Below are 26970 nucleotides of genomic sequence, written 5' to 3'. Positions count from 1 at the left end.
AATATACACTTATCCACCTATTAGTTCAGGTCAGAGGCGGCTCTATCCGGCAAAGGCTGTGACTTTCCGCCGGATGGACCGCCCTGCCTTTTGCGCCGTCCGCTTGCGCCGACGATCCAGTGCCCTCCAGGCAGTGAGGACAGCAGTCTGCTCAATCCCAGCGCTGCGCAGGCAACGATGACAAAGCTTACCACGGCCGCAGCCAAATGCAGGTTCTGAAGGGGGAAGCTGCGGGTAAAATAGGCGACTCCATATAGGAGCAGCGCGTGGCACAGATAAGCGCCGAATGAATATTTTCCCATCCAGGCCAGCATTCTGCGGAACCTTCCGGGTGCGGCTGCGGTGTGCGGCCGGAGCAGCAGCCCGTACAGCAGCAGCATCTGCGATACGATCAGCAAAAAGGTGCTCGGCTTGAGATAGGTGGATATATTCAGATTCATTGCATCCCCTGACTGCTGGAGCAGCGTGTATCCCATCATCGTAAAAAGCAGCAGGAATACGACCGCGTTCCATGGCAGCGCCTGCCGTGCGAACTCCCGCCATGACCGGATCATGCTTGCACATACCGCGCCCAGCACAAAGTAAAAGAAATACATAACGAAAATATACGTCCGGTGCTGGAGCAAAAACTGCAGCTGACCTGGCAGTTCGGACTGCCAGCCGGACATATCATAATACGACCAATGCATGAGGACGGCATAAGCCGCGCCTACCACACCCAGCATGATACCTGTCCGTACAGCGTTCCCCGTACCGTCCTCTTTCAGAAAAAAAGGTTTGATTCGGTTCCAGACCCGTCCCAATAAAGGCAACAGAATATAGAACTGAAAAATCATCACAACAAACCAGAGATGATAGCCGCTGACGGGAATGACCATTTCACGCAGCAGGCTCTGCCACCAGCCCGGAGCAGTCAGCGGAATTTCCGACCAGCTTCGGGATACGATCCAGTAGATTGCCGCCCAGACCATAAAGGGGACATAGATATCCCCGAATCTTTTGCCGAGCCAGCGCGCATCTTCCGCAGCCGGACGGCTTTTAAAGTTATAAAATAAAAGAGCGGCTGACAGAAATACGTAGGTTGGCGTGCCAAAACGGGTTAAATGATAGATGATGCCCAACATGACAGAGTCCGGCATCTGAATGTCCGGCCTGTAAATGTATTCACCGATAGAGTGCTGGAGGACGATCGCCAGAAACGCCAGTCCGCGCAGCTCTGTCCATTCATCAATACGCGGCTTGCTTAACGGTTTATCCAATTTCGTTGCCCCTTTGCTTATTGTTGTAGCCTGGCTCACGATTTTCCTGTCCATTGTAACCCCTTAAGATTAAGGCCCGATTAATTTTTTTTCACCAGACTGGCAGCCATGCTAAACAGGATGGTTCACAATTGTTGTGAATCCGTTTACAATTTATTTCGAATACAGATATAAAACAAAACTTTACATCCGGCTGAGGGAGGGGGCAGGATCGTTTCATGAAAAAGACCCTGCTGGTTTATGTACTGATTATTGCGGTATTTGTGCTGTACCTGTTCCGCTACGCGGCAGAAGGACGAGAGAAAGGCGCATGGGAGGACCAGGGGTTGCACGGGGATATTGGCGAGACTTATGTGATGATTACATTTCAGTCGGGTATGGAATATTGGAAAAGCATTCTGAAAGGTTATGAGGACGCGGCGGATGCGCTGGGCGTATCCATTGAATACCGCGGAGCGACCCGCTACGATGCCCAGGAGCAGCGGCTTGTCCTGGAACAGGCGATCGCCCGCAAGCCGGCGGGCATTGCGGTCTCCGCCATAGATCCCTATTCGCTTCTGCCGACCATCAACAAGGCGGTTGAGGCGGGAATTCCCATTGTATTGTTTGACTCGGGGTCACCGGGAAGCAAGGCCTACTCTTTCCTGGGGACGGACAACTATAATGCAGGCGTCACCGCCGCCGACAAAATGGCCCAGCTGCTGGGAAGGGTAGGAAGCGTCGGCATTATAACGATTAACAGTCAGCAGAATCATGAGGAACGGACGCAGGGCTTCAAGGTTACGATTAAGGACCGCTATCCGGGTATGAAAGTCGTTGCCACGGCGGACGGCCGCGGCGATCAGGTGAATGCGCGTGAAGCGGCAGCGCAAATGCTGCAGAAATATCCCGATTTGTCAGGAATATTTGTCACCGATGCGGCAAGCGGAGCAGGGACAGGAGAAGCGGTTCTCAGCGCGCAGCGTGCCGGCTCGGTCAAGATCGTCAGCTTTGATACTAATAAAGCGACGCTGGATATGATTCAGGGAGGCACCATCTCGGCCAGCATCGGGCAGGGCACCTGGAATATGGGCTACTGGTCCCTGCAATATCTGTTCCATCTGCATCATGGATTGACCGTACCCTCGCCCTCTTCATCAGGACAAAATACACCGCTTCCGGTCAGCGTGGATACGGGCATATCCGTGATCACCAAAGCGAACGTGGATGATTACTATGCCAAATGACAAATGGACAGACAGGCTGTTGCTCATGAGAAGGAGCGGCTGGCGCAACCTTATGGATATGCCGCTTCGCTTCAAGCTGATCGTGCTTTTTCTCATGATCGGCATTATTCCGGCGCTTGTTTTGGGGCTGCTGGTGAACTGGACTGTGGAGCGTATTGTCGAGCATCAGGTCGAGGAGCATACGATGCAGTTGATCGGCAAGGTGAACGAAACGCTGGACAGCCGGATGGAGAATTTGCAAAATATGACGTATCTGATCGGATTTCAGCCCCAGGTGGCCGGGTTTATGGAAGGCATGACGGCCGCGGACGGTTATACGGGGAAAGAATCTGCAGCTCGCAAAAAGTGGGCCGGGCGGCAGAACGCCGGAACGGAAAGCAGCGATGATGTCTATGAAATCAAGCAATTTTTGCAAGGCTTTACCACTCTGTATCCGGAAATCGCGGGCATTATGCTGGTGAACGAACACGGGGATTACATCAGCAATGAAATGTACGCCAAGGGAACACTGAGCCTGGCAAGCGAAACCTGGTACACCCGGGCAGCGGATAATGAGGGGATATTTACAATCATTGGACATCCCACTGGCCGCAGCATTATTTCCCATGTCAGCTACAGGGACAGCGAAATTATTTCGGTCGCCCGCTCTTATACGGACCCGGAAACAGGCAAGGTGCTGGGAGTCATCCTGATCGACCTGAAGCTGCGAGCCATATCGCACGCAGCCCGGGATGTAACACTGGGCAAGACGGGATATCTGATGGTGACTGACAGGGAGGGCAGCAGTATATACTTGCCGGACCGGCCCCTGATCAGGCATATTCCGCCGGAAGCATTTGGTACCGGGGACAGCGGCTCTTTTACAAGAACAGTTGATGGGCAAAAGCTGCTCTTTATGTACCGTTCTTCCTCCTTCACCGGTTGGCGGACGGTTGGCGTCTTTCCGGCGCTGGAAGGTACGATGGAGGTGCGGCAAATTCAGTTTTATGTTTTCTGCTTTCTGTTCGCAGTCTGTCTGATTGGCATTAGCGCGTCCCTTACGCTGTCCCGCTCGATCGCCGATCCGATCCGGCAGCTGATGGCTCGCATGCGTCATGCCGAATCGGGGGATCTGACGATCCGCAATCACAGCGACAGAGGAGACGAAATCGGCATGCTGGAAAGAAGTTTCAACCGCATGCTGACACAAATTCGCAGGCTGATGTCCTTGAACGAGCTGAAGGAGCGACAGAAGCGGGAGGCGGAGCTCAGGAGTCTGCAGGCGCATATCAAGCCTCATTTTTTATACAATACTTTAGATACGATTCATTGGATGGCCAGGAAAAAAGGGGCGGAGGACGTCGCGGAAATGGTGGAGGCCCTGTCCCGGCTGTTCCGCATCGGTTTGAGCAAGGGTGAAGATATGATCCGTGTCCAGGAGGAAATGGAGCATATCGAAAGCTATCTGCGCATTCAAAAAACGAGATACCGCGACAGGCTCACCTGTGAAATGGACATCACGGATGAGATCGGAAGCTTGTACGTATTAAAGCTGCTGCTGCAGCCGATTGTGGAAAATGCCATCTATCATGGCATCAAGGCGCGGCGCGGACCCGGGAAAATCCGGATCGAAGCCAAAGTCGCCGATGACAGGCTGTTGCTGACCGTCATCGACAATGGGGCAGGCATGCCGGAGGAGCGGCTGAGGGAGCTTGAAGGCATGCTGGAGAATCCGCTGCAGGCGATTGAAGGACAGGAGGAGGGACACGGGAGCAAAAGCTATGGCATGCTGAATGTGCAGGCCCGCATCCGTCTGACCTTCGGGGATGAATACGGCATCCGGCTTGAGAGCGAGCCGGGCGAGGGCACCAGGGTAACGATCATCCATCCCCTTTTGCATGAAAATGTGTCGAAAAATGGTGCAGGGAGGGAGCAGAGTGACAGCAAGGTATCAAGTGGTGATCGCTGATGATGAACCGATTATCCGGGAAGGAATACGCGATACCGTCGACTGGGAGGAGCTTGGCATGACCGTGGCCGGTGAAGCGGAGGACGGGGAGGAGGCATTGGAGCTGGCTCTGGAAAAGGCCGTCGATATCATGCTGGTGGACATGAATATGCCCTTCATGGACGGCATTGAATTGATCCGACGGCTGCACGCTGAACGGCCGGGATGCCGTTTTGTCGTCATTTCGGGCCATGATGAATTCGCGTTTGCCCAGCAGGCGCTGCGGCTCGGAGTGGAGGATTACCTGCTGAAGCCCGTGGATCCGAAGCAGCTGCACAGCGTGCTCTCCCGGGTTGGCCGCGAGCTGGATGAAGAGCGGCAGCATGATCATTACCTCAAGCTGGCTTCCAAGCAGATCGACCGTAATATTCCGCTGCTGCGGCAGCGCTTCTGCCAGGAATGGATGGAAGGGCTTGTGTCCGGGGAGGAAGCGGCGGAGAGGTTGGACTTTCTGCGGCTGCCCCGCACGGTTCCCGCACAGATCGGCGTCGTCCGCTGGCCTGCCGTGGCGGCGCGTGAATCGCTCATGAAGGAGAACGACAGACAGCTCTTCCTGTTTGCCTCCGAAAATATCGCTTCAGAGCTGCTCTCTCCGCTGACGCATGTCGTTTTCCATGATCAGACGGGGCTAATCGGCATTTGCTTGTGGGAGGAAGCGCCGGAAGGAGCTGGGGCGTTGATTGAAAGAGAGATCGGCAGATACCTGAATATTGCCGTGCAGGCCTGTTTTGCAGAAGTAAGCGACGGCGGCATGTCCTCCGTTCCGGAAGTGTACCGCCGCTGCCGGGAGCAGGTGTACGGGGAGGCTCGATTGTCACCGCTTGTCCGGCGGGCGCGCCAGCTGATCGAGGAACGTTATGCCGATCCTGAATTAACGCTGGAGGGCATGGCATCTCAGCTGCAGGTCTCGCCGGTGTACCTGAGCAGGGTGCTGAAAAAGGAGCTGAACACCTCTTTTGTTGGCCTGGTCACCGGTGCACGGATTGCCAAGGCGGTGCGGCTGCTGGATTCGACAAGCCTGCCGGTGCATGAAATCGCCCTGCTGGCGGGCTATGACAGCCAGCATTACTTCAGCACGGCGTTCAAAAAAAGAATGGGTGTATCACCAAATCAGTACCGCAAAGGTTCGGCGGCAAAATAACTATGAAGCAGGGGCGGCGTAACAGTCGTCCTTTTTGTTGTGCCCGGAATGAACCTGTTAACCTTTTGAGGAGCAAAAAAAGTTAAAAATTTATAAAAAAGGTTGCTTTGCTGCAAAGACCGTGCGGAAAGCCGGTGTTAATATTAAACAGAGAAATTTATGAAAGCGTTATCTTTTTGTTGGAATGAACTGTATTTTGCTGTTCAGGTCAGTATCAAGAAAGGAGAGTTCCATATGAAAAAAGGGGCTGTTGCGCTGCTCGCGCTCCTGCTGGCTGTCGTATGCTCCGCCTGCAATCTGGCGGAAAGCAGTGCAGGAGATAAAGAGAAAGGTTATATCGGCATCGCGATGCCGACCAAATCCTCCGAGCGCTGGGTAGCCGATGGGGAAAACATGGTGCGCCTGTTCCAGGAGCAGGGTTATAAGACTGATTTGCAGTATGCCGAGGACGTTGTTGAAAACCAGATCTCCCAGATCGAGAACATGATCACCAAGGGCGTGGATGTGATCGTGTTGGCTTCCATTGACGGCAATACGCTGACAGACGTGATCAAGAAGGCCCATGACCGGGGAATCGCGGTCATTTCGTATGACCGGCTCATTCGCAATACCGAATATTTGACCTATTATGCGACCTTCGACAATTTCAAGGTAGGCCAGCTCCAGGGCTCCTATATCGAGGGAAAGCTCGGACTGAAGGAAGGCAAGGGGCCCTTCAATATTGAGCTGTTCGGTGGTTCGCCGGATGACAATAACGCGTACTTTTTCTTTGACGGCGCCATGTCCGTGCTGCAACCCTACATCGATTCAGGCAAGCTGGTCGTAAGAAGCAAGCAGATGACGATGGCACAGATTGCGACGTTGCGTTGGGATGGGGCACTGGCTCAGTCGCGCATGGACAATTTGCTGAGCGCTTACTATTCGTCGGAGCATCTTGACGCGGTACTGTCCCCGTATGATGGCATCAGTATCGGGATCATTTCCTCCCTGAAAGGCATCGGCTATGGTACGGAGAGCAAGCCGCTGCCGGTTATCACCGGGCAGGATGCGGAGCTGGCATCCATCAAATCGATCGTAGCCGGAGAGCAGACGATGACGGTATTCAAGGATACGAGAAAGCTGGCCGAGCAAACGGTTAAGATGGCAAACAGCATTCTTAAGGGAGAAAAAGCGGAGGTCAACGATACAACCTCTTACGATAACGGGAAAATGGTCGTTCCCGCCTATCTGCTTGATCCGGTATCGGTGGATATGACGAATGTGGAAAAAGATATTGTGGGGTCCGGATACTACACCGCGGAGGAAATAGGGCTTTAATGGCCGGGAAACGGTTAAACGGAGCAGTACTTTTGGTTTCATGAAGGGAGCGATACGGAATGTCCGGAACGATTCTGGAAATGAGAAATATTACGAAGACCTTTCCCGGCGTGAAAGCGCTGGAGAATGTCAATCTGAAGGTCAAAGCGGGGGAAATTCATTCCCTCTGCGGAGAGAACGGAGCGGGCAAATCCACGCTGATGAAGGTGCTGAGCGGCGTGTATCCCCACGGAACGTATGAAGGCGATATCCTGTTCGAGGGCAAGGTATGCGAATTCAAAAATATCAAGGACAGCGAAGAGCTTGGCATCGTCATCATCCATCAGGAGCTGGCATTGATTCCATACCTGTCGATTGCGGAGAATATCTTTCTCGGCAATGAACGTGCCAGCCGCGGCATTATCAATTGGCATGAGACACAGGTCCGTACAAGGGAGCTACTGGCCAAGGTCGGACTGAATGAGAATCCGAATGCACTGGTCACCAATATCGGTGTTGGCAAGCAGCAGCTGGTGGAAATTGCGAAAGCGCTGTCCAAAAGGGTAAAGCTTCTGATTTTGGATGAGCCGACGGCCGCCCTGAATGAAGACGACAGTGAAAATCTGCTGAATCTGATGCTTGAATTCAAAAAGCAGGGCATCTCCTGCATTCTGATTTCGCACAAGCTGAACGAGGTGGCTAAGGTGTCCGATTCCATCACGATTCTGCGCGACGGCAAAACGATCGAGACGATGGACATGAAGCAGGATGAGGTGACCGAAGACCGGATCATCAGCGGCATGGTAGGCCGTGACCTGACGCACCGTTACCCTGAACGCGACCCGAAGATCGGGGATGTGATCCTTGAGATCAAGGATTGGACGGTGTACCACGAGCATCATGCGGACCGCAAGGTGCTGGACAGGGTAAACATGAACATCCGTAAAGGTGAAATCGTCGGGATAGCGGGGTTGATGGGGGCCGGGCGCACAGAGCTGGCCATGAGCATTTTCGGCAAATCGTACGGCAGGAACATCAGCGGCACGCTCCTGAAGGATGGTAAGGAGATCCGCAACCATACGATTAACGAGGCCATCGCCAACGGTTTTGCCTACGTGACGGAGGACCGGAAGGAGTACGGGCTGGTTCTGATGGATGATATCAAGCGCAATATCTCTCTGACCGGGCTTGCCAAGCTTACAAATGGTCTGGTCGTTAATGAGCGTGAAGAGGTACTTGTGGCCGAGGATATGCGCAAAAGAATGAACATCAAGGCGCCGAGCATTTTGCAGAAAACGGGCAATCTCAGCGGCGGCAACCAGCAGAAGGTCGTGCTGGGCAAATGGATTTTCGCCGATCCGGATATTCTCATTCTGGATGAGCCGACAAGAGGCATTGACGTCGGGGCCAAATTTGAAATTTACACGATCATTCACAAGCTGGCCGCCGAGGGCAAAGGGGTGCTGGTCATCTCCTCGGAGCTTCCCGAGGTGCTGGGCTTGTCCGACCGGATCTATGTCATGAACGCCGGACGAATCACCGGCGAAGTCAGCCGGGAAGAGGCGTCGCAGGAAGTATTGATGAGATATATGACCAAGTCGGGAGGGGTATAAGCATGGAAACCATATCGAAAATGTTCAAAGGCAATATCCGCCAGTACGGCATGATTATCGCGCTTGTCGTCATTATGCTCCTGTTTGAAATCCTTACTGGCGGGCTGCTGCTGCAGCCGATCAATATTACGAACCTGATTTTGCAAAACAGCTATATACTCGTGCTGGCCATCGGCATGGTGCTTGTCATCATTACAGGGCATATCGATCTGTCCGTCGGGTCCATTGCCGCTTTTGTAGGTGCATTTTCGGCCATCATGATGGTGGATATGCAGCTTCCGCCATGGCTTGCTGTCATCGCATCGTTGATCGTCGGGGGGCTGATCGGCGCATGGCAGGGCTTCTGGGTCGCCTATGTGCGGATTCCCGCCTTTATCGTAACACTGGCCGGCATGCTGCTGTTCCGTGGATTGACGATGATCGTGCTGGAAGGGCAGTCCATCTCTCCTTTCCCGGAAGGATTCCAGAAGATCAGCTCAGGCTTTATTCCAGGCTTCGGCGGCTCGGGAATGAACATGGTAGCCATACTGGCCGGGATCGTGCTGACGATCTGGTATATCATCAACGAGTTGCGCGACCGCAAGACGCAGAGCAAGTACGGGTTTGAGCTGTCCCCGCAAGGGCTGTTCATTCTGAAGCTGGTGGTTGTGGCCGCGATCATCAACGCATTTACCATTGTACTTGCCAGCTATTCAGGAATTCCGAATATCCTTGTATTACTCTTTATCCTGATTGTGGTGTACTCCTTCGTGATGAACCGGACGATTATGGGACGTCATATTTATGCCCTCGGCGGCAGTGAAAAAGCGGCAGGTTTATCCGGTGTCAAAACGAAAAAAGTCACCTTCTGGGTGTTTGTGAACATGGGCGTCCTGTCCGCCGTCTCCGGTCTGATCTTCGCGGCCCGTCTGAATGCGGCGACGCCGCGGGCAGGCACCAACTTTGAGCTTGATACCATCGCGGCATGCTTCATTGGCGGCGCTTCGGCCTCGGGCGGGATCGGTACCGTGTTCGGCGCCATCATCGGCGGTCTGGTTATGGGTGTGCTGAACAACGGGATGTCACTGATCGGTCTCGGCATCGACTGGCAGCAGGGGATTAAAGGGCTTGTGCTGCTGTTGGCTGTGGCATTTGATATTTACAACAAGAATAAAAGGTCTGTATAGTCTTTCCGCTTGCTTCATAATCTCCAGCTCTGTCAGGCATGGCAACTGGTGTAAGGTGAAAAAAACGGCAAGTCCGCACTCCTTGGGGAGAGCGGGCTTGCCGTTTGTTGTATTCTGGCTTATTTGACGATGAGCTTATGAATGTAACTGGATTGTACACAATTAAGGAGCTGTTTTCATTCTTACTTTTCCTGTTCTGGTAAAAAAGCTTTATGCTACTCTGCGTTGCCAGCTTCCTTGGCGTGACGGTACAGGTCCGCATAATATCCGTCCAGGGCCATCAATGTTTCATGCGTGCCCTGCTCGGCGATCTGCCCGTCCTTCATGGCGATGATGCTGTCTGCATGCATGACCGTGGACAGGCGATGGGCGATGACGATCGTGGTGCGTCCTGCGGAAACCGTCTGCAGAGCCTGCTGCACCAACTGCTCGGTATGAGAATCCAGATTGGCGGTCGCCTCGTCCAGAATAAGTATTTTCGGTTCAAAGACGACGATCCGGGCAAAGGAGATCAGCTGCCGTTCCCCGGCGGACAGTCCACTTCCGCGTTCGGACAGCAGGGTATCATAGCCTTCCGGGAGGCGCTCGATCATCGGGTGGGCTCCTACGAAGCGGCAGGCTTCCATGGCCTGCTCGCGGGAAATGTCCTGCCGGAACAGCCGTACATTGTCGATGATGGAGCCGGAGAACAGGAACGGCTCCTGCTGGATCAGGCCGACCATTCGGTGCAGGAGCTCCTGCGGGATACTGCGGATATCGCAGCCGTCGATCCGGATGCGGCCCTGAGGTACGTCATAGAAGCGGTTGAGCAGGCTGATTAATGTGCTCTTGCCGGCTCCTGTTGCGCCTACGACGCCAATCATTTGTCCGGGCGCGATGTGCAGGTTCAGATGGGCAATGACCGGCACGTCAGGATTATAGCCGAAGCTGACATCTTCAAAATCGATCCGTCCCTTCACATCCTCCGGCTGTAGAAGGGCAGTCTTCTCCGGACGGGGATCGCGGACCTCCGGCTCTGCCGATAGTATCCGCCAGATTCGCTCCATGGAGACGGTTGTGGACTGAAGCGTGTTCCATTGCGAGGTAATCTGGTTAATCGGCTGGAAGAACTGCCGGATATAGCTGATAAATGCGTACAGCACGCCGAATTGAATGGCGCCGTCCAGCACGGCTTTGCCGCCAAGCCAGACGATGAGCGCCAGTGCGGCGTTGCCGAGGATGTCAAACGTTCTGTTAAACAGTACGTTCGACCGGACTTGCTTAATGTTGGCAGCCAGATAATCCCGGTTCTGCTCGTCAAAACGCCGGATTTGCTCCTTCTCCTGCCGGAAGGCCTGAATCAGGAACATGCCTGCCAGATTCTCGGCCGTGAAGGCGATCAGGCGGGATAAGCGGCTGCGGGCCTGCTGATAGGTTCTCCGCAGGTAGGTGCGGAAGGAGACGGCGATAATACCGACGACGGGCAGGATCAGCAGCGCGTACCAGGCCAGCATAGGGTCCAGCCTGAACATAAAATAAATAATAAGCACCAGCATCATGCCGTCACGGATAAGACTGAGCAGCACCTGGGTGAAGAACTGGCTGATCGTCTCCGTGTCACTGGAGACATTGGTTACGAGACTGCCGATATGAAACCTGTCGAAGAAGGATATGGACAAGCGGGAAATATGGCCGAACAGATCCTTGCGGATACGGGCCACAATGCTTTGCCCTGCATACTGCAGCAAATTGTTCTGCAAATAAGTGAAAGCGAAGCTGACGGTAGCCAGAGCAAAATATACAAGGCTGATGCTGACAAGAAAGCCAATATCATTGCGGCCGACTGCCAGATGATCATCAATGACAATTTTTACGAGATACGGCTGCAGGAGGTCGGCGGAAATTCCAAGCAGCGAGCACAGCGCGATGGCTGTGAAGGTCCAGGCATGAGGGCGGGCGTATCCTAAAATGGCGCGAAACGCACTCGCTCTGCCGTCCGCCGGTCTCCCGGGTTCATGACCTGTTGACACGGTACTGGTCTGCTGCATCCTGTAATCCCTCCTCCTGCAGTTTATGCATGGCTGCGTAAATCCCCTGCCGCGCAAGCAGCTCGGCATGTGTACCGGATTCCGCCAATCTTCCTTCCTCAAGCACGATAATATGATCCGCATGCATGACCGCACTGATGCGGTGCGAGACGATCAGCGTTGTCTTTCCTTTGCGCATTTTGCGCAGGCTTGCGAGAATGCCCTTCTCCGTTACGGCATCTACGGCGCTCATGCTGTCATCCAGAATAAGCAGCGATGAATTCTTGATCAGGCCGCGAGCGAGGCTCGTACGCTGCCGCTGCCCGCCGGACAAGGTGACGCCGCGTTCGCCAAGCCGTGTCTCGAAGCGGTCGGGAAAGCGGATGATGTTGTCATAAATCATGGCCTGTCTGGCCCCTTCCTCGATATGGTCCATTGTCGCGGAGCGATCACTGAACGCGATGTTGTCGCGGATCGTGGTGCTGAACAAGAAGCCGTCCTGCGGCACATAAGCAATGGAAGAGCGGAGGCTGTCAAGCGTGTACGCATGAATATCCCTGCCATTGATCCATACGCTTCCCTCAGGCGGGTCGTAAATGCGCAGCAGCAAATGGATAAGCGTGCTCTTTCCGCTGCCGGTCCTGCCGACAATGCCGAGAGTCTGCCCCTCGCGGATCAGCAGGTTCAGATCCTTAAGTGCCGGCTGGCTGCTGCCAGGATATTTGAAGGTCAACCCGCGCAGCGCAATATCGTGGACGGAAGAAAGAGCCGTGGCTTGATCGCGGTCGCTGACGTCGGGAATTTCCGCCATCAGCCTGTTCACCCTTTCCAGAGAGGCGCCTGAGCGCTGCATCATATTAATGACGTTGCCGATCTGCTGCAGCGGTCCCGCAATGATGCGCACATACAAAGTAAGGGCCACGAAGCTGCCAAGTGTAACGCTGCCGTGCATGACCATAATGCCGCCAATCAGCAGCGAAATGACGAGCGAGACGGAGCCCAGAAACGGAAGCAAGGCCTGAAACAGGGAGGACATCCGCACAAGCTTCAGCTGTTTCTCCGTAATGTCGTCCACCTTGGCTCCGAAACGCGCGCGCGCGATGTCTTCGACGGCGAACGTTTTGGAGACCCGAATCCCGCCAAGCTGCTCCTCGGCCGCCTCCGTCATGGCCGCAATGGATTCCTGCACCCGGCTAGACCGCTTGCGGATGCGCGGACCGAAATAGACGACGAGAAAAGGGATCAGAAGCAGCGGACCCGCGCTGATGCAGATCAGCAGGGGAGGTATCCCGCTCACCAGCATCATCACGACACAGGAGAGCAGTAAGAAAACGGCGTTTGTCGTCTGGGTGATCCCGTTTGAGATGGCCTCCCGCACATAGGTCACGTCATTCATGACATAACTGAGCAGCTTGCCGTTGCCCTGCTTGGCATAATACTGCACACCAAGCTCGGAAAATTTGCCAAACAGCTTGTCACGTGTGAAAAATTCAAACCGTCTGCCCAGTTTCATAATGGTGTACTGCCCCAGCGCAAACAGCACATTGTAGGATACGGCAACGGCGACCAGCAGCAGACTGTAGCGGATCACATCCTGCATGGTGAGCAGTTCCTGCTGAAGAAGGTCGGTAAACCGTCCAAGCAGCAGCGGAAGCAGGGCCTGATCGATATTGGAGGCGATGATGAGCAGAACAGCGACCATGTATACCGCCCAATGCTTCCTGACATAATCCTTTAATAGTTCCTTATCGTTCAAAGGGCTCGCTCCTTTCGGACGGATGAACCGTCAGGCAAGAAAAGGGCAGGCGCTTCTTCTGACGCGCCGTGCCCTGTCAAGCGAATATTTTCCGTTCTGTATACCTTTACATATTCTTGCGAAAAAGAACGGACTTGTCAACGGTGGACTGTTTCCTTTTCCATGTTATGTGCGTAATAACTAGAATAGATTACATCTCTGAAAGAGGGGCAAGATTATGGAGCAGCAGACCAGGGTACCGGAAAGCCGGGAATATCTGCAGGACGAAATCAGGAAAATTGAGCGGTGGGAGAAGGAGCAGAAGGATGTGTTCTTTTGGGAAAAAATCGGCCGCATTCCTTTTATGCTGCTGGATAAAATTACGCCCAAGGCAATCAAGGACAAAATCGGCGCCGCATTGAATGAGCTGGGCAGCTTCGTGCAGAGCGGCGGCCAGTATCTTGTTAGCGAGAACACGGTCCTTAAGCAGGTGCAGAAGGCCGCCAAGAAGGAAGAGCCGCTGACGCTGGAACAGGTCTCCGGGCTTCCGATAGCTGTCATGGACCAGACCGCAGACGAGCTCGCTTCCGGACGGATCACCTTTGCCACGGCACAGGGAGCGACTACGGGCATCGGGGGTATTTTTACATTAGCCGCAGATATTCCGCTTGTGCTCGGATTGTCGCTGAAGGTGCTGCAGGAGACGGCCATTTGCTATGGCTTCGACCCAAAAGACAAGCGCGAGCGTGTGTTCATCATCAAATGCCTCCAGTTTGCATCCTCCGACATCGTCGGCAAGAAGGCAGTGCTGGAGGAACTGGCCCGCTACGACGAGCCACGGGACGGCGAAGATCAGATTGCTGCGCAAATTCAAGGCTGGCGGGAGGTTGTAACCAGCTATATGGATAACTTCGGCTGGAAAAAGCTGTTCCAGCTCGTGCCTGTTGCCGGCATGCTGTTCGGCTCGCTCATTAACCGCAGCGCCATTGGTGATGTGGCGGAGGCAGGCAAAATGCTGTACAAAAAGCGCCGCATTTTGCAGAGGCTTGCGGAGGAGGAAGCAGCGGGTTCTTAATCAATACAAAAGGCCAAGAACAGAGAAAAGCTGCCTCTGTTCTTGGCCTTGTTGCAAAAGCAGGAAACGCAAGGTTTACTGCGATTTCTTTTGGTTCTTTTCGTAGAAGTTATGCACGCAACAGCGGAGGGGACGAAGCAATTCCGGAAAAGCGGAGCGTTCGCCTTTGCCCCCGAATTTCTACCTCTAAAAAAATCATTAGAAATTCGGGGGCAACAGCGATTGTAGGAATGGTTCGTTCCCGGAGCGTCTCTCAACACGCAAAGGAAGAGCTCCAGGAGAATGGTTTGCTCTTATACTTCAGCTCCATTTTCTTCGGCCCAGCGGTTCAGCTGCTTGTCGGATGGAAGCAGGAAGCTTAACACGCCGAGCAGGGGCAGGAAGCCGCACAGCATCATGACATGCTCAATGCCCGCCTTGTCAATCCAGTTCCCGAGAACAAGCGCGCCGACGCCGCCAAGGCCGAAGGCAAGCCCTGTAATCAGGCCGGAAATGGTGCCGATCTTGCCCGGAACGAGCATTTGGGCATATACGACCGTTACCGAGAAGCTGGACAGCATGATGAAGCCAATTAATGCAAGCAGCACACCGGTCCAGAACAGATTGGCATACGGCAGCAGCAGGGCCAGCGGCGCGGCGAGCACCATCGACAGAAAGATCATGTTGCGCTTACCGAAGCGGTCTGCCAGCGGACCGCCCAGGAAGGTGCCGACCGCACCTGCGCCGAGAAACAGGAAAATGTAAATCATGGCCTTTTCCAGCGGCAAATGGAACACCTGGATCATATAAAATGAATAATAGCTGCCGATAGAAGCGTTATACCATGAACGTACGAACACAATCACGATGAGAACGACCAATGCGAACAGGATGCGGTTTTTAACGTCCGCTTTGAGCTTGTGTGACTGTGCGTTCTTTTTGCGTTGGTACAGATCTGTCTGCAGCATCCGTCCATACCAGCGGGCGATGAATAGCTGTACGAGAATGCCCGCACCAGCAACCACGGTGAACCAGATGGCCCCGAACTGGCCCAAAGGAACAAACACAAGGCTCGTCAGCAGCGGGGCGAGCGACTGGCCGGCATTGCCACCGACCTGAAAGATGGACTGGGCGAGACCCCGACGTGGCCCGGCAGCCATATGGGAGACACGTGAGCCTTCAGGGTGAAAGGCGGCGGACCCAAGTCCGACGAAGACAACCGCGAGCAGCACGGCTGCGTAATCCTGCGCAAAAGCAAGGAGCAGCATACCCGTCAAGGTAAAGCCCATGCCGATCGGCAGCAGAGAAGGGGTGGGCCTTTTATCCGAGAAGAAGCCGACGACGGGCTGCATGATGGAAGCCGTAAAATTAATGGCAAAGGAAATCCAGCCGAGCTGGGTGTAAGTGAGCTTCATCGAATCCATCAAAATCGGGAAGATCGCCGGGATCACCGATTGAATGGTGTCGTTAAAGAGATGCACAAGGCTGATGGCCAGCAAAATGGCGAATACTGTGGCCTGCGGTTTCTGGCCGGAAATGGGCAGCGGGCTGCCAGCGCTTTTGACAGCAGTTTTCATTGACATGAGTACCTCCGGTTGTAACAGCGTCTTCAGCAGCGCTGATATGTATATTTTTTAAGATAACGCAGTGCTGCCATCCCGGCAACCCCCATTTACACAATTTGGAATAACTTATATGCTGTAAGAAAAACGTCTATCGACGTGCATTCACAGAAGACAGACCGCTTTTAGCGGAAGTTTTTCTTGCGATTATAGAATTGTTCAGCTCCGCTGAAAATTTAAAAATTCTATAATCTTAAAATAAATAAGGAGGCGGGTGATGCCCGCCTCCAAGCAAATTATCGGTTGTCGACCTTTTCCGGATACAGATCGTGATTGAACAGCCGCTGTTGTGCCATTTCCTCATACTTGGTGCCTGGACGCCCGTAGTTGCAATACGGATCGATGGAAATGCCGCCGCGCGGCGTGAATTTACCCCATACCTCAATATAGCGGGGATCCATCAGCTTGATCAGATCGTTCATGATGATATTGACACAATCCTCGTGAAAATCGCCGTGATTGCGGAAGCTAAACAGATACAGCTTCAGCGATTTGCTCTCCACCATTTTGATATCCGGAATATAGCTGATATAGATGGTCGCAAAATCCGGCTGCCCCGTAATCGGGCACAGGCTTGTAAACTCAGGACAGTTGAATTTCACAAAATAATCGCGGTAAGGATGCTTGTTATCGAAGCTTTCCAGAATCTCCGGATCGTATTCGAACTTGTATTTGGTCCCCTGATTGCCAAGAAGCGTAATATCCTGCATTTCCTCTCGTTCTCTGCCTGCCATGATTAATCTCCTTTATAAAAATATTCTATACTGTTCTACACCGTTAAACGCCTCTTTTATTGCCCCAGACCAAGGTGTGCAGCTGTGGAAGCACGCGCACGTCGTTCAATTTGTCATCCTCCATGACCCGGTTAATCAGCCATTCATAGCGGACTAGCAGCGAAGCGGCCTGGCCTTCCGTATCAAGGGAATGCACATCGGGATTACCTGTCTGTAAGTACAGCTCCTGATCCGGATAACGCTCATGAACAGAGCGGGCGTATTCCAGGTCGGTTTCGTCAAAAATAACAACCTTCAGGCTGACGGCATACGGATGCGGGCGCACGGAAAGCCGGTGTACCATTTCGTCCAGCACATCCCAGTCGGTGTTCATGCCGGAGCTGGGCGGTTTGGGGGAAATGGTGACTTCATCGATATCAAGCAGCCAATCCTGCCAGCGTGATCCCTGTGTCTCTACGGCGGTAGTGATGCCCTGGCCGCGCAGCAGTTCCACCAATGCGGCGAGCTGCGGCAGCAGGGCCGGATTGCCTCCGGAAATGGTCACATGCGAGAAACGGCTGCCACCAAGGTCTTGCAGCTCCTGCCAGATGTCTTCCGCGCTCAGGCGGCGAATCTGGTCCTTAGCGCTGCCGTCCCAAGTAAAGGCGGAATCGCACCAGGAGCAGCGGTAATCGCAGCCTGCGGTCCGGACGAACATCGTTTTGCGTCCGATGACCATGCCTTCGCCCTGGACGGTAGGTCCGAATATCTCCAGCACTGGGATGGCTGCAGCTGTATTAGGTATACTGCTACTCATCCAGCATCCACTCCCGTCTCGCTTCCGCGTAGCTGGTCGGCGTTTCATACAGCCGCACGAACTCGGTGCGACCGCCCTGCACGCGCTTCCTGTATTCGGGAGAGGAAAGGGCGGTGTCCATCTGTTCAAACAGCCACACGACCATATTTTCCGCCGTCGTGTTCATCGGAGGCAGCGTCTCGTTCAAATACTGGTGGTCGAGATGGATTTCAATCCGTTCCTTCCAGATGCTTTTAAGGTCTGCAAAATCAACCACAAGCCCCGTATCACCGGGATATCCGCTTACCCCAAACACAACCTTGTAGGTATGGCCGTGCAGATTTTTGCATTTGCCTTCATAGCCGTGTAAATGATGGGCGGCATCAAAGGTGAATTCTTTGCTGACCATCACCCGTTTACGGTGATAGCGAAGCTGCTCTGGCAAGATATCCTCACCGAACTTTTGCAGCCTATCGACAATACGAAAGGTGCCTGGCTCACGCATGAGCGGAGCCTCCCTTGCCGGCAGTGCCCCGTTCGGCCAGGTACTGCTCCAGACCGGCTCTGCGCAGCTTGCAGGCCGGGCATTCGCCGCAGCCGTCCCCCTGAATGCCGTTATAACAGGTGAGCGTGCGGGATCTGACAAAATCAAAGGCCCCCAGCTCATCGGCCATCCGCCATGTTTCCGCCTTGTTCAGCCACATCAGCGGGGTGTGAATGACAAACTGATAATCCATCGACAAATTCAGCGTTACATTCAGCGATTTGATGAATACATCCCGGCAGTCGGGGTAACCGCTGAAATCGGTCTCGCAGACGCCAGTAATCAAGTGGCGGGCGCCCTTTTGTTTGGCCAGAATGGCGGCAAAGCTGAGGAATAGCAGATTGCGTCCATCCACAAAAGTGCTTGGCAGTTCTCCCTCATTCTGGGTAATCCCGATATCGCTCCGTGTAAGGGCGTTCGGGGCCAACTGGTTCAGCAGGCTCATGTCGAGCACGGTTTGGGGAATACCCAAATCGCGGGCTATGCCGGCCGCCACCTCAATTTCCAGCTTGTGGCGCTGGCCGTAATCAAACGTCACGGCCTCAACCTCGGCAAATTGCTCCTTTGCCCAGAACAGGCAGGTCGTGCTGTCCTGGCCGCCGCTGAAAACGACAACAGCTTTTTCATTTTTAAGCATAAAAAAACCCTCCATCTTCTTAAAATTGTACAGAGCCGCCGGCTCTGCATCGGGGAAGAAAGAGAGTTCTTGAACTGACATCCAACAAAAAACAGGCCTTGCCGGAAATGGCGCACCATCCGGGGCAAAGCAACCTTAGTTTTTTATAGAGGGAGTTCGCGAACCTCTCCCATGCAGGCGCATGGATTCTCTTCAGTTATGGGTCCCTACGGATTCTGGTCCAAAAGGGCACAGGGGCTATTATAACATGAATGCGGGATTTGTTCTATTTTATGAAAACACCGCCAAACGGAAGCGCCTCCCGCAAAAAGCGTTTGATCACGCCTTCGTCGTCCAGATCCTGCGCCAGCCGCCGGTTATATTCACCTGCCTGAAACAGCACCGTGCCTCTGCCGGTCATTTTAAAATGGTAGTTCATATGCTGACTCGCCAGATTGTTGCCATATACGGTCAGCTCCAAGCTGGCGTTCTCAGGATAGGCGATGACGCTGCGGGCGTCGATATACAGCGGCTCCGTTGGGTGCAGCACTTCCTGACAGACCACACCCTGGGTCAATAAGCCGATTTGCCCGCTTCCTGCAAATTTGATTTTAACGGCATCGCGGGTGAACAGCATATTTTTCATGCTCAGCACCTTGGTCTTCATGCGGATTCCGCTTGAGTAGCAAAAGAGGTGCTTGAAATCATACAGCAGGTCGCTTCCGTCCTCCAGAGTGACCATTTTGAGAGAGAAGCCGGGGGGAAGCGCCGCGGTGAAGCGGCAGGGTCCTGAAAAATCGCCCTGAATCAGCTTCCGTTTGCGATAAATTCCCTTGATATTCATCAGCTTGTCGGAACGGCCGCTGCTTGGACCGCGGTAAGCAATAATCTGCTGCGGATGCAGGACGTGAACGAGCTCCCTGTCCTCCAGAGTAAAGGTCACCGCTGTGCCCGAGGAGCCATCCTGGTATTCACCACCCGTAACTTTCATAACCCGCACTTCCTTTCATACTGTGCTGTTTCTTCCCTGTGCACGGATGTTCATCAGTCTTATAGCCGGTCAGACCTGCGTTTCATCATATATCGCATCAGCCTGATGAAAACAAAATAACCGACCAGCAGGCCAAGTGAGGTCCAGAAGATAATTTTATTCCGGTGCAGGGCCGCTTCCCGCCGCTGTTGAAGCCGGGTCAGTTCAGTTACCGTTTCGGTCAGTTTGCGGTTTTGTTCCAGTAGTTGAGCGTTCTGCTCCCGGTAGGACTTCAGATTTTCCTGGGCCTGCTTTAATTGTTCCTGGGTCTGCTGGTAGTTTTCATGCAGCCGATTGACCTCTTCAGGCAGATTGGAGTACCGCTCCCATTCTTCCACAATGCCGCTCCAGCTTGCCTGCGCGCTGTCCGGGAAGGTGAGCTGGACACCGGCCAGCAGGGACGCAGCAAGAATGAATGGCGCCAGCCTGCGCCTGGCGGAGATTTTCATCCACGCCCCTCCTTTATGCGTTCATTTAAGCATGTGTGTTTTGAAAATTGTTTTATTTTAATGGTTTAAGTGTACCTTAAATTGGGTATATGAAGAAAGTGGCGCAGCAAGCCGCCTTTCACAAGTGTATGCTCTATCCCGGATGCCATTATGGAATATTATAGTATAAGGAGATAACCTATGAATAATGCGGAGAAAGCATTCAAAACCATTACGATCACAGTCAACGGAAAACCTCTTGATGAAAAACTGGTAGTCGACAGCGTAACGTACGCTCCAATTCAAAAGAAAGCGGTTAATAAGGGAGAAATGAGTCGATCCTCAGCCCTTTCCTAAAACGGCCCAGTTTTTATAGTACAAGCGGCCCGCTTATGCGGGGCGCTTTTTTCGTTTTTATGAAAGTTTTTTCGTCAATGCTAAGATAATCTTACATATTTGTATACTTTTCGTATAAAAAAAAGGTATTTTTATCATGAAACATATGTTCCCTGACAATATAGTGTCGAGGTCTCCTGCTAACGTAAGAGGTGATTTACAGAATGGGGGGGACTTGGAAAATGAATTCAACTATCAACGTTAATTACACATGGGACAGGGAGGCGGTTCTAGCGAAGGGTGCCGACCAGGTGCATTTGCTTGTAGAATGGGGCTGCGGCGCGATTCCCAAAAGAAAATCGGTTGTCAAACCGAAGCTGGTCGGATTCGACTTGCAGCTGCGTATTATACCGGAGAGCGGAGTTAGGGTGATACATAAAAGCGGTCCCAAAATCAATCCCAAGCAGGCTGGTTATGAGCAAGAAACCGTATTTCATTGCGGTCACATGTTTAACGGCAAGCATAAGCATGCTATTTTTCTTTTTTTCTTCGACAAGCATAACAGCGGGAAGCAGCCGGTCGCGACATTGGAATGGAGCTGGCACAAGCCTCTGACGGGAAAAAGGGTGGTGGTCCGCTCGGAGCGTATCTATATCCAGTTTACCTATCATCTGGGCCTTCTTCGGCTTCCCGCCGATCCCAGAGTGGAGAAATTTATGAAATTGAGTGAGTCATCCTATGTGCTAAAGAAAACCCTTCGTTTTTACGAAAAGGGAAAGAGGGATGAAGGTAGTTGGATGTTGCGTAGACGCGCAGATATGCTGTTGTTGATGGCTGCAAGAACAGGTGATTTGGACTATCTGCATGAGGCAGAGATGTTTTTAGGCTTACAGAGACAATGGGACGAGACCTACGAGAGAAACATTAAACACAGCTCATAAGTCTTAATTTCAATGTAAAAATTTGTCCAAAAAAGGCAACGGAAATGCCGATAACTTCGCAGAATTATGACTAATATTGTACTTTCAGGATAATTGTGTAGGTCTAATTCGCAACATAACGAGTGTGTGAGAGGAGGGCCTCTATTGACCGACCGACTAATTCGACTCATGCGGATTATCACCATCGTGCAGGCTAATCCAGGTATACTTGCCAGAGAGCTTGCGGAAAGATGTGAGACTTCCGAACGGACCATTTACCGGGATATGGAGGCGCTGAGCGCGATGCATATTCCGATTACGAATCTGGGACATGGCAAGGGTTATACCTTTATCAGCAATTTTGCCTTATATCCTCCGAATTGGACAGAAGAGGAGGCTGCGGCCTTTTCCATGCTGTCCGGCGTTATGGACAAAATTAAACCGATGCTTCCTGCGGCTTTTGAACGGGCGTACGAGAAAGTCATGGCTTCGACACACAAGAAAAAGATCGAGCAGGCCCATATTGCCCAGCAGGTATCTAACATCATCCAACTTGGGAGACAGGCAGATCAGGAAGATCAGCCATATTTTTTAATGCCGATTATTTTGGCGAGTCTCTCACAGCATACGATAGAAGCAGAGTATCATCCTGTCTCGCATGAGGAAGAGGTTTCTACTCTGCGTATTGATCCTTATTGTCTGATTCCACAAGAACGGCGATTTTACATGCTTGGTTACTGCCATTACCGTTCAGCCGTTCGAACGTTCCGCATCAGTCGCTTCCGGAATGTCCGTATTCTTCCCCATACCTTTTCCAAAGATAAAATGGAAGTGGAAGCCTTTTTCAGGAATACGTGGGGAGTGGAGGGTGGAGGCGGCAGCACCACCCGGTTTGTTGTCCGCTTTTCTCCTGAATGGGCAGGGGTTGTCCGGGCTGAAGAGCTGTTCGTGAAACCGGATATACAGCAAATGTCGGATGGCAGTCTGCTATTCGAAGTCGTGGTGAATAACGAAAACGAATTTCTGAACTGGTTGAAAAAGTTTGGGCCTGGAGCTGAAATCCTGCAACCCGCTGCCCATCGCAAGCAATTTGCTGACATGCTCGCTTCCTGGATCCGCCTGTATGTTACACCGGAGCACGAACAAGAGGTGGCAGCAAGCAAAGAACCCCAGTGACAAGTATCGGAGCCCTGGGGAAATGATTTATTTTTTGAACAGATCAGCCAGATTGCCGAATGGATTATAGGGTTCACTGTCATCCTCATCGGTGCTGGAATACACCAACTTGGACCCTGAGCCTTCATTGTCGGTGGCGCTGTTGGTTTCCATGACAAGCTTGTCAAAATAACGCATGAAGACCTGCGCAGTGTTCAAAGCGTCATCGAGGGCGCTGTGCTGGCGGCCGTCAAATTCGATTTGGCACAATTCCAGCACCTGACTCAGACTGAGCTGACGGTATTTGCCTTGCCCGCTCAAAATCCGGGAAATCTGCTTTTGGATATCGTTGGTATTCACGATCCAGGACAGGTCCACATGATGAGTGCGGCAGTGTGAAACCAGCTTCATCCGGTCATCCGGTCCCCAGGCGCATAAGCTGTAGGCATGATCAGAGCCCAGCCAATCGCTAAACTGCTTGATCGCTTGCGGGAAAAGGGGAGCGGCATCAATATCCTTCTGTGTAATACCGGTGAATCGAACGGTTTCCGCAGACAGCACGGGTCTGTTGGAGGGGCGGACGAAAGTATGAAAGGTGTCGGTAATCTCCAGTACGGCCTCCTGCTTTTCTATCTTAACTGCGCCAATATCTATGATTTCGGAGGAGTAACGGGGATCGCGGCTGACTGTAAACTCCAGGTCGTATATGATATAAACCATAAGAACTGCTCCTTTTGCATGTTATTCTAATCCATCTTACATGTAAATGAAGCGTATGTCAGCATACGTGGACAGAGCTGGCCGAAAAAAAGAGAGTGGAGCTTATGCAACAAGGCATGCTCCGCTCTCTTTATGCTGTTATTTGCTTATAGAGGTAGTTCAGAAAGTCATCTTTTGATCACGAAGGAAGTCAGGAAGCGGACTCGACATCGAATCTTGAATTCAACCGGGACTTCCGGTGCTCACGTACCCCAAGTACGCTCCGCTCCTCAGTCCCTATCTTCATCCAACCTTCTCGGTGCTGAAAACCTGACTTTTTGAACACTCACTTATACTGAGTGAAATGTTTGGACATCATGCAGGGATTTTGATTTTTTGTCCCGGATAAATCCAATGTGCGTTTTTGATTTTGTTCAGCTTCTGCAGCTGCTGCCACGTTGTACCGTATTGCTTGGCAATCGCGTACAGCGTATCGCCGGATTTTACAACATATACCTCGCCTGCTGCCGTGTCCTGATCTTTTGGTATGCTTGGCTTAGGAGCAGGTACAGGAGAAGGTACATGAGCAGGCTCCTCGACTTCAGGTACAGGTGTTGGAACTGTTTCTGGTGCCGGTGTTGGAGCAGGTTGCGGAACAGGAGCTGGCGCAGGCTCAGCCTCTGTGCTTCCGCCTGCGGCGGCTTCGGTGATGCGTCCATCTGCCTGTACATTGGCTGCCCCAAGCTCTTGCATGTAGCTGATCAGCGCCTCATCCAGCGAACCAAACATGCCTGCCTGCGGGTATTTCGTAAACATGGTGTATTGGTCGCCGCCTACCGCCGTAAAGTCATTGGTAGCCAAAGTGTATTTTACTGCCGGATCGTACGGTTTGCCGCCGATCATCAGCGAAGTGACACGGCTGCCCGCAGCTGCGGACGTATCAATCTGGAACGTCATGCCGGACACCTGCGGAAATCCGCCGCTTGGTTCAGGGTAGGCAGACACACCGTTCTCAAGGGCAGCTTTGATATCCGCACCGGTTACTTCAAGAGTTACGACCTGATTGCCAAAAGGAAGCACGCTGATGACTTGGCCTTTGGTTACGTCACCGGCTGGAATGGAGGTACGAATGCCGCCGCCATTCGTCAAAGCGACGTCGGCGCCGCTGACATCCCTGATCGCATCGGCGATTAGATCACCAAGGTTGGTTTCACCTGCACGCACGTGTTCACGTTCCCCGTTCAGGTTTACCGCGCTTGTTGCCACTTTCTCTTCCAGAATCGGCTTTTGCTCATCCTGGATGGACTTAACCAGGGCGGCTACATCAGCATCAGGCTTGATATCTGCAGCTTCCTTGGAGTCCACCAGCGTTGCTTTTTTGCTGATCACGTCATTCTTGTCATCAAGATACAGGTCAACCACTCCGAGGAACTTGGAATATTCACCGGCGCTTGCAATCAGTGTGCTGTTGCCGCCAACGAGTCCGTCCTGCAGCACAGTGTGGCTGTGTCCGTCGATGAATACATCAATGCCGGAAACTTGCTGGGCAATCTTCAGGCTGGTATCCACACTGGCCTCATCCTGTCCGATATGACCAAGGACAACAACCACGTCAACCTTATCCTTGATTTCATTCACCATGGCCTGCGTTTCTTTAACCGGATCGGCAAATTCAATGCCTTCTACATTCTTTGGATTGGTCTTGTATGCCGTTTCCGGTGTAGTAAGGCCAATAATGCCGATTTTCACACCGTCTACTTCTTTAATGGTATACGGCTCAAACAAACGGCTGCCGTCGGACTGCTTCACATTGGCGCTGAGCACCGGAAATTTCAGCTCGCCGGCAAGCTTCACGAGGTGCTGCCAGCCATAGTTAAATTCATGATTGCCCGGAGCCATGGCATCATAGCCCATCTCGTTCATCACTTTCACGACACTTTCGCCGTTGACCAGCGTGGCGAATGTAGTTCCATGAACAGCGTCGCCGTCATCGAGCAGGAGCGAGTCGGGGTTCTCGCTGCGGTACTTGTCAATGATGCCGGCCAGCTTGGCATAGCCCATTTCTTCCCCGTTCTCAACAGCATGGGAATGAACATCATTGGTATGTAAAATCGTGATGTGCTTGCTGCCTTCAGGGGCAGTCGCACCATTTGCCGCCGGAGCCGCGGAGACAGCAGCGCTGAAGCTGCCGAACAGTACGGTGGCGCTCAGCAGGGCGGAAGCAAACCTTTTCTTTTGATTCATTGAATACATCATCCTCCCACAACAAATAAATACAAATCTATCATAGCTGATATTTTATCAAAGAATTGTAAATAAATCTTGAGTTTTACGTAAAAATAGATGCCATGGAGCTGACAAAATACCAGATTTCTCTGAAATGATGAAAGGAGCTTGAATGGAGCAGGCTTCCTTTAATCTATATCGGTGAGCCAGGAGCTGCCAGATTCCCGCTCTGCAGGCTGCGGCCAGAACATGGAGGCTTCGCGGGGCAGGCCGATGCGCGGAAGATACGCGTCCAAGGGCTCGTCCGGGTGCGGGGGCTGGCCTTCGCTCAGCAGCAGAACGGCAAACCGGTTGGCCTGCCGCTCCCATTTTCCCGGCTGAAAATAGGAGTGCTCTTCCAGAAAGAAACGGCTGATTCCTTTGTGAAGCCGGTCATGCCCCAGTTCATGGGCGCATACGAAGCGTTCCCATTCCGGAGTCAGGCCGTTATGAAGCACGATGAAGCGGCGCCGGAGCTTGCGGAAGTAAAGCCCCTTGGTTGTCTTGCCCAAATCTGAGTAGCGGATATGTATGCCGAGTGAGCGGGCGATTTCAAATGGACAGTTGGTTCGGTATTTTTTAACCAGCTTCTGTATCATCTCATGCATAGTGTTCACCTGCTATCGGTTAATAAATGGAGGCATGGTCTCATTTCCCCTTGGCGGATGGAGGTTTGCGCTTGTTCATTTGTTTGGCCTCCCAGAACAGTCCTGTGAGCACATCCTTGATCCGCCGTTTGTCGTCCTCATCGAGCGGGATGCCGTCGAACATCAGCTCTCCGTCTTCTTCAAGCATTTTTTTGAAGTCCCGGCGGTCCCTAGAGGTGGCCCAGGCCGGAGAGCCGACTGCGGCTTCCTCGCTTGCGTCGTGTTCAAGATACCCTGCCTGCTTCATCATCTCGGCGTAGGGCACCGAGAGCGCGTCGGCCAGCTTGCGGATCGTGGCCGGCTTCGGTATGCCGCGCAAGCCGTTCTCAATCCGTGATATTTGTGAATTGCTGATGTCTGCCGCTTCAGCGAGCTGATTAATGCTTACCTCTTTTTGTTCTCTTAACTGTTTCAGGTATTTTCCGAATGAAGGGTTTTCCACGTTGACGGACACTCCTTTATACAGGATCCAAAGCATAGCGCAGGCGAGCATTCAATCAGGCCAGCCTATGTAATACTATAAAAGCGTGATGCCAATAGGTAAAGGAAAATGGCAATAATCATGCCAAAAGGCATAGGAAATGAAAGCACAGCCACTTTTATTTGGGAAAAACGGGCTAATATGCGGTTTGGTTCGTCCATCATAAAGTGGTATGTTATGGTTAAACACGAACAAAAATGCGAACAAAATGTAAATTTTCTATTGTACCTCGTGA

Annotated in this window: 24 protein-coding genes and 1 riboswitch; of the genes, 10 read left to right on the top strand and 14 right to left on the bottom strand. The window is 52.6% G+C overall.

The annotated features are described in order from the left end of the window. Positions 1-20: 20 nt before the first annotated feature. Positions 21-1259 (bottom strand): acyltransferase, encoded by a 1239-nt coding sequence (locus tag ACI1P2_RS00560; RefSeq protein ID WP_355315855.1) that lies wholly within the window; start codon positions 1257-1259, stop codon positions 21-23. Between the two features lie 218 nt (positions 1260-1477). Between ACI1P2_RS00560 and ACI1P2_RS00555 the strand changes: the two genes are divergently transcribed. The 6 genes from ACI1P2_RS00555 to mmsB all read left to right on the top strand — a co-directional run bounded on the left by ACI1P2_RS00555 (position 1478) and on the right by mmsB (position 9688). Beyond that, a complete protein-coding gene (locus tag ACI1P2_RS00555) occupies positions 1478-2485 on the top strand; it encodes a substrate-binding domain-containing protein (RefSeq protein WP_355315853.1) in 1008 nt (335 codons plus the stop codon). Continuing rightward, a complete protein-coding gene (locus ACI1P2_RS00550) occupies positions 2475-4433 on the top strand; it encodes a cache domain-containing sensor histidine kinase (protein WP_408976094.1) in 1959 nt (652 codons plus the stop codon). Before ACI1P2_RS00555 ends, ACI1P2_RS00550 begins: the two co-directional genes overlap by 11 nt. Next, the gene (locus ACI1P2_RS00545; RefSeq protein ID WP_408976105.1) at positions 4369-5613 is read left to right on the top strand and encodes a response regulator transcription factor; all 1245 of its coding nucleotides are present in this window, start codon (positions 4369-4371) and stop codon (positions 5611-5613) included. The genes ACI1P2_RS00550 and ACI1P2_RS00545 overlap by 65 nt, the downstream gene beginning before the upstream one ends. Positions 5614-5847: 234 nt before the next feature. After that, positions 5848-6930, top strand: coding sequence for a multiple monosaccharide ABC transporter substrate-binding protein (gene chvE / locus ACI1P2_RS00540; RefSeq protein ID WP_355315847.1), 1083 nt, complete (start codon positions 5848-5850; stop codon positions 6928-6930). 59 nt (positions 6931-6989) lie between these two features. Further along, on the top strand, positions 6990-8522 hold the full coding sequence (mmsA, locus tag ACI1P2_RS00535; protein ID WP_355315845.1) for a multiple monosaccharide ABC transporter ATP-binding protein: 1533 nt from the start codon (positions 6990-6992) through the stop codon (positions 8520-8522). Between the two features lie 2 nt (positions 8523-8524). After that, positions 8525-9688, top strand: a complete 1164-nt coding sequence (mmsB, locus tag ACI1P2_RS00530; RefSeq protein WP_355315843.1) for a multiple monosaccharide ABC transporter permease — start codon at positions 8525-8527, stop codon at positions 9686-9688. 215 nt (positions 9689-9903) lie between these two features. Here the strand turns inward: mmsB and ACI1P2_RS00525 are convergent, their stop codons facing one another. Together ACI1P2_RS00525 and ACI1P2_RS00520 are read right to left on the bottom strand one after the other, a co-directional pair. Further along, positions 9904-11715, bottom strand: a complete 1812-nt coding sequence (locus ACI1P2_RS00525) for an ABC transporter ATP-binding protein (protein ID WP_355315842.1) — start codon at positions 11713-11715, stop codon at positions 9904-9906. After that, positions 11681-13450 carry an ABC transporter ATP-binding protein gene (locus tag ACI1P2_RS00520; protein ID WP_355315840.1) on the bottom strand — a complete coding sequence of 590 codons (1770 nt, stop codon included), beginning with the start codon at positions 13448-13450 and terminating at the stop codon, positions 11681-11683. The genes ACI1P2_RS00525 and ACI1P2_RS00520 overlap by 35 nt, the downstream gene beginning before the upstream one ends. A 217-nt stretch (positions 13451-13667) precedes the next feature. Between ACI1P2_RS00520 and ACI1P2_RS00515 the strand changes: the two genes are divergently transcribed. Next, entirely contained in the window at positions 13668-14504 is an 837-nt protein-coding gene (locus ACI1P2_RS00515; RefSeq protein WP_355315839.1) for an EcsC family protein, read from the top strand. Between the two features lie 293 nt (positions 14505-14797). On the opposite strand, the gene ACI1P2_RS00510 is transcribed toward ACI1P2_RS00515, so the two are convergent. From ACI1P2_RS00510 to ACI1P2_RS00480, 7 genes are all read right to left on the bottom strand, one after another. After that, on the bottom strand, positions 14798-16066 hold the full coding sequence (locus ACI1P2_RS00510) for an MFS transporter (protein WP_355315837.1): 1269 nt from the start codon (positions 16064-16066) through the stop codon (positions 14798-14800). Positions 16067-16341: 275 nt separating this feature from the next. Further along, positions 16342-16839, bottom strand: a complete 498-nt coding sequence (queF, locus tag ACI1P2_RS00505; protein WP_355315835.1) for a preQ(1) synthase — start codon at positions 16837-16839, stop codon at positions 16342-16344. 43 nt (positions 16840-16882) lie between these two features. Further along, positions 16883-17635 carry a 7-carboxy-7-deazaguanine synthase QueE gene (gene queE / locus ACI1P2_RS00500; protein WP_355315833.1) on the bottom strand — a complete coding sequence of 251 codons (753 nt, stop codon included), beginning with the start codon at positions 17633-17635 and terminating at the stop codon, positions 16883-16885. Beyond that, positions 17628-18119: a 6-carboxytetrahydropterin synthase QueD gene (queD, locus tag ACI1P2_RS00495; RefSeq protein ID WP_355315832.1), complete on the bottom strand. Its 492-nt coding sequence runs from the start codon at positions 18117-18119 to the stop codon at positions 17628-17630. The genes queE and queD overlap by 8 nt, the downstream gene beginning before the upstream one ends. Next, on the bottom strand, positions 18112-18795 hold the full coding sequence (queC, locus tag ACI1P2_RS00490; RefSeq protein WP_355315830.1) for a 7-cyano-7-deazaguanine synthase QueC: 684 nt from the start codon (positions 18793-18795) through the stop codon (positions 18112-18114). Before queC ends, queD begins: the two co-directional genes overlap by 8 nt. A gap of 134 nt (positions 18796-18929) precedes the next feature. Beyond that, a riboswitch (PreQ1 riboswitch) is annotated at positions 18930-18968 on the bottom strand. Between the two features lie 92 nt (positions 18969-19060). Beyond that, positions 19061-19765, bottom strand: coding sequence for an AIM24 family protein (locus tag ACI1P2_RS00485; RefSeq protein WP_355315829.1), 705 nt, complete (start codon positions 19763-19765; stop codon positions 19061-19063). Positions 19766-19824: 59 nt separating this feature from the next. Further along, positions 19825-20253, bottom strand: a complete 429-nt coding sequence (locus ACI1P2_RS00480; RefSeq protein WP_355315827.1) for a hypothetical protein — start codon at positions 20251-20253, stop codon at positions 19825-19827. Positions 20254-20433: 180 nt separating this feature from the next. Between ACI1P2_RS00480 and ACI1P2_RS00475 the strand changes: the two genes are divergently transcribed. The 3 genes from ACI1P2_RS00475 to ACI1P2_RS00465 all read left to right on the top strand — a co-directional run bounded on the left by ACI1P2_RS00475 (position 20434) and on the right by ACI1P2_RS00465 (position 22664). Then, positions 20434-20589, top strand: a complete 156-nt coding sequence (locus ACI1P2_RS00475; protein WP_355315825.1) for a hypothetical protein — start codon at positions 20434-20436, stop codon at positions 20587-20589. 221 nt (positions 20590-20810) lie between these two features. Further along, complete coding sequence (locus ACI1P2_RS00470; RefSeq protein WP_355315823.1) at positions 20811-21509, top strand: hypothetical protein; 699 nt, start codon at positions 20811-20813, stop codon at positions 21507-21509. Between the two features lie 144 nt (positions 21510-21653). Continuing rightward, positions 21654-22664, top strand: coding sequence for a helix-turn-helix transcriptional regulator (locus ACI1P2_RS00465; RefSeq protein ID WP_355315822.1), 1011 nt, complete (start codon positions 21654-21656; stop codon positions 22662-22664). A gap of 27 nt (positions 22665-22691) precedes the next feature. On the opposite strand, the gene ACI1P2_RS00460 is transcribed toward ACI1P2_RS00465, so the two are convergent. The 4 genes from ACI1P2_RS00460 to ACI1P2_RS00445 form a co-directional block, all read right to left on the bottom strand. Beyond that, entirely contained in the window at positions 22692-23363 is a 672-nt protein-coding gene (locus tag ACI1P2_RS00460; protein WP_355315821.1) for a 3'-5' exonuclease, read from the bottom strand. 354 nt (positions 23364-23717) lie between these two features. Continuing rightward, complete coding sequence (locus ACI1P2_RS00455; RefSeq protein ID WP_355315819.1) at positions 23718-25586, bottom strand: 5'-nucleotidase C-terminal domain-containing protein; 1869 nt, start codon at positions 25584-25586, stop codon at positions 23718-23720. A gap of 170 nt (positions 25587-25756) precedes the next feature. Beyond that, the gene (locus tag ACI1P2_RS00450; protein ID WP_355315817.1) at positions 25757-26215 is read right to left on the bottom strand and encodes an ImmA/IrrE family metallo-endopeptidase; all 459 of its coding nucleotides are present in this window, start codon (positions 26213-26215) and stop codon (positions 25757-25759) included. 40 nt (positions 26216-26255) lie between these two features. Beyond that, positions 26256-26696 (bottom strand): helix-turn-helix domain-containing protein, encoded by a 441-nt coding sequence (locus ACI1P2_RS00445; RefSeq protein ID WP_355315816.1) that lies wholly within the window; start codon positions 26694-26696, stop codon positions 26256-26258. Positions 26697-26970 lie beyond the last annotated feature (274 nt).

It is taken from the genome of Paenibacillus jiangxiensis (assembly GCF_046098255.1).
Classification (GTDB): domain Bacteria; phylum Bacillota; class Bacilli; order Paenibacillales; family Paenibacillaceae; genus Paenibacillus; species Paenibacillus jiagnxiensis.
The sequence above is the reverse complement of the archived record's forward strand: the minus strand, read 5'-3'. Positions and strand labels throughout refer to the sequence as shown.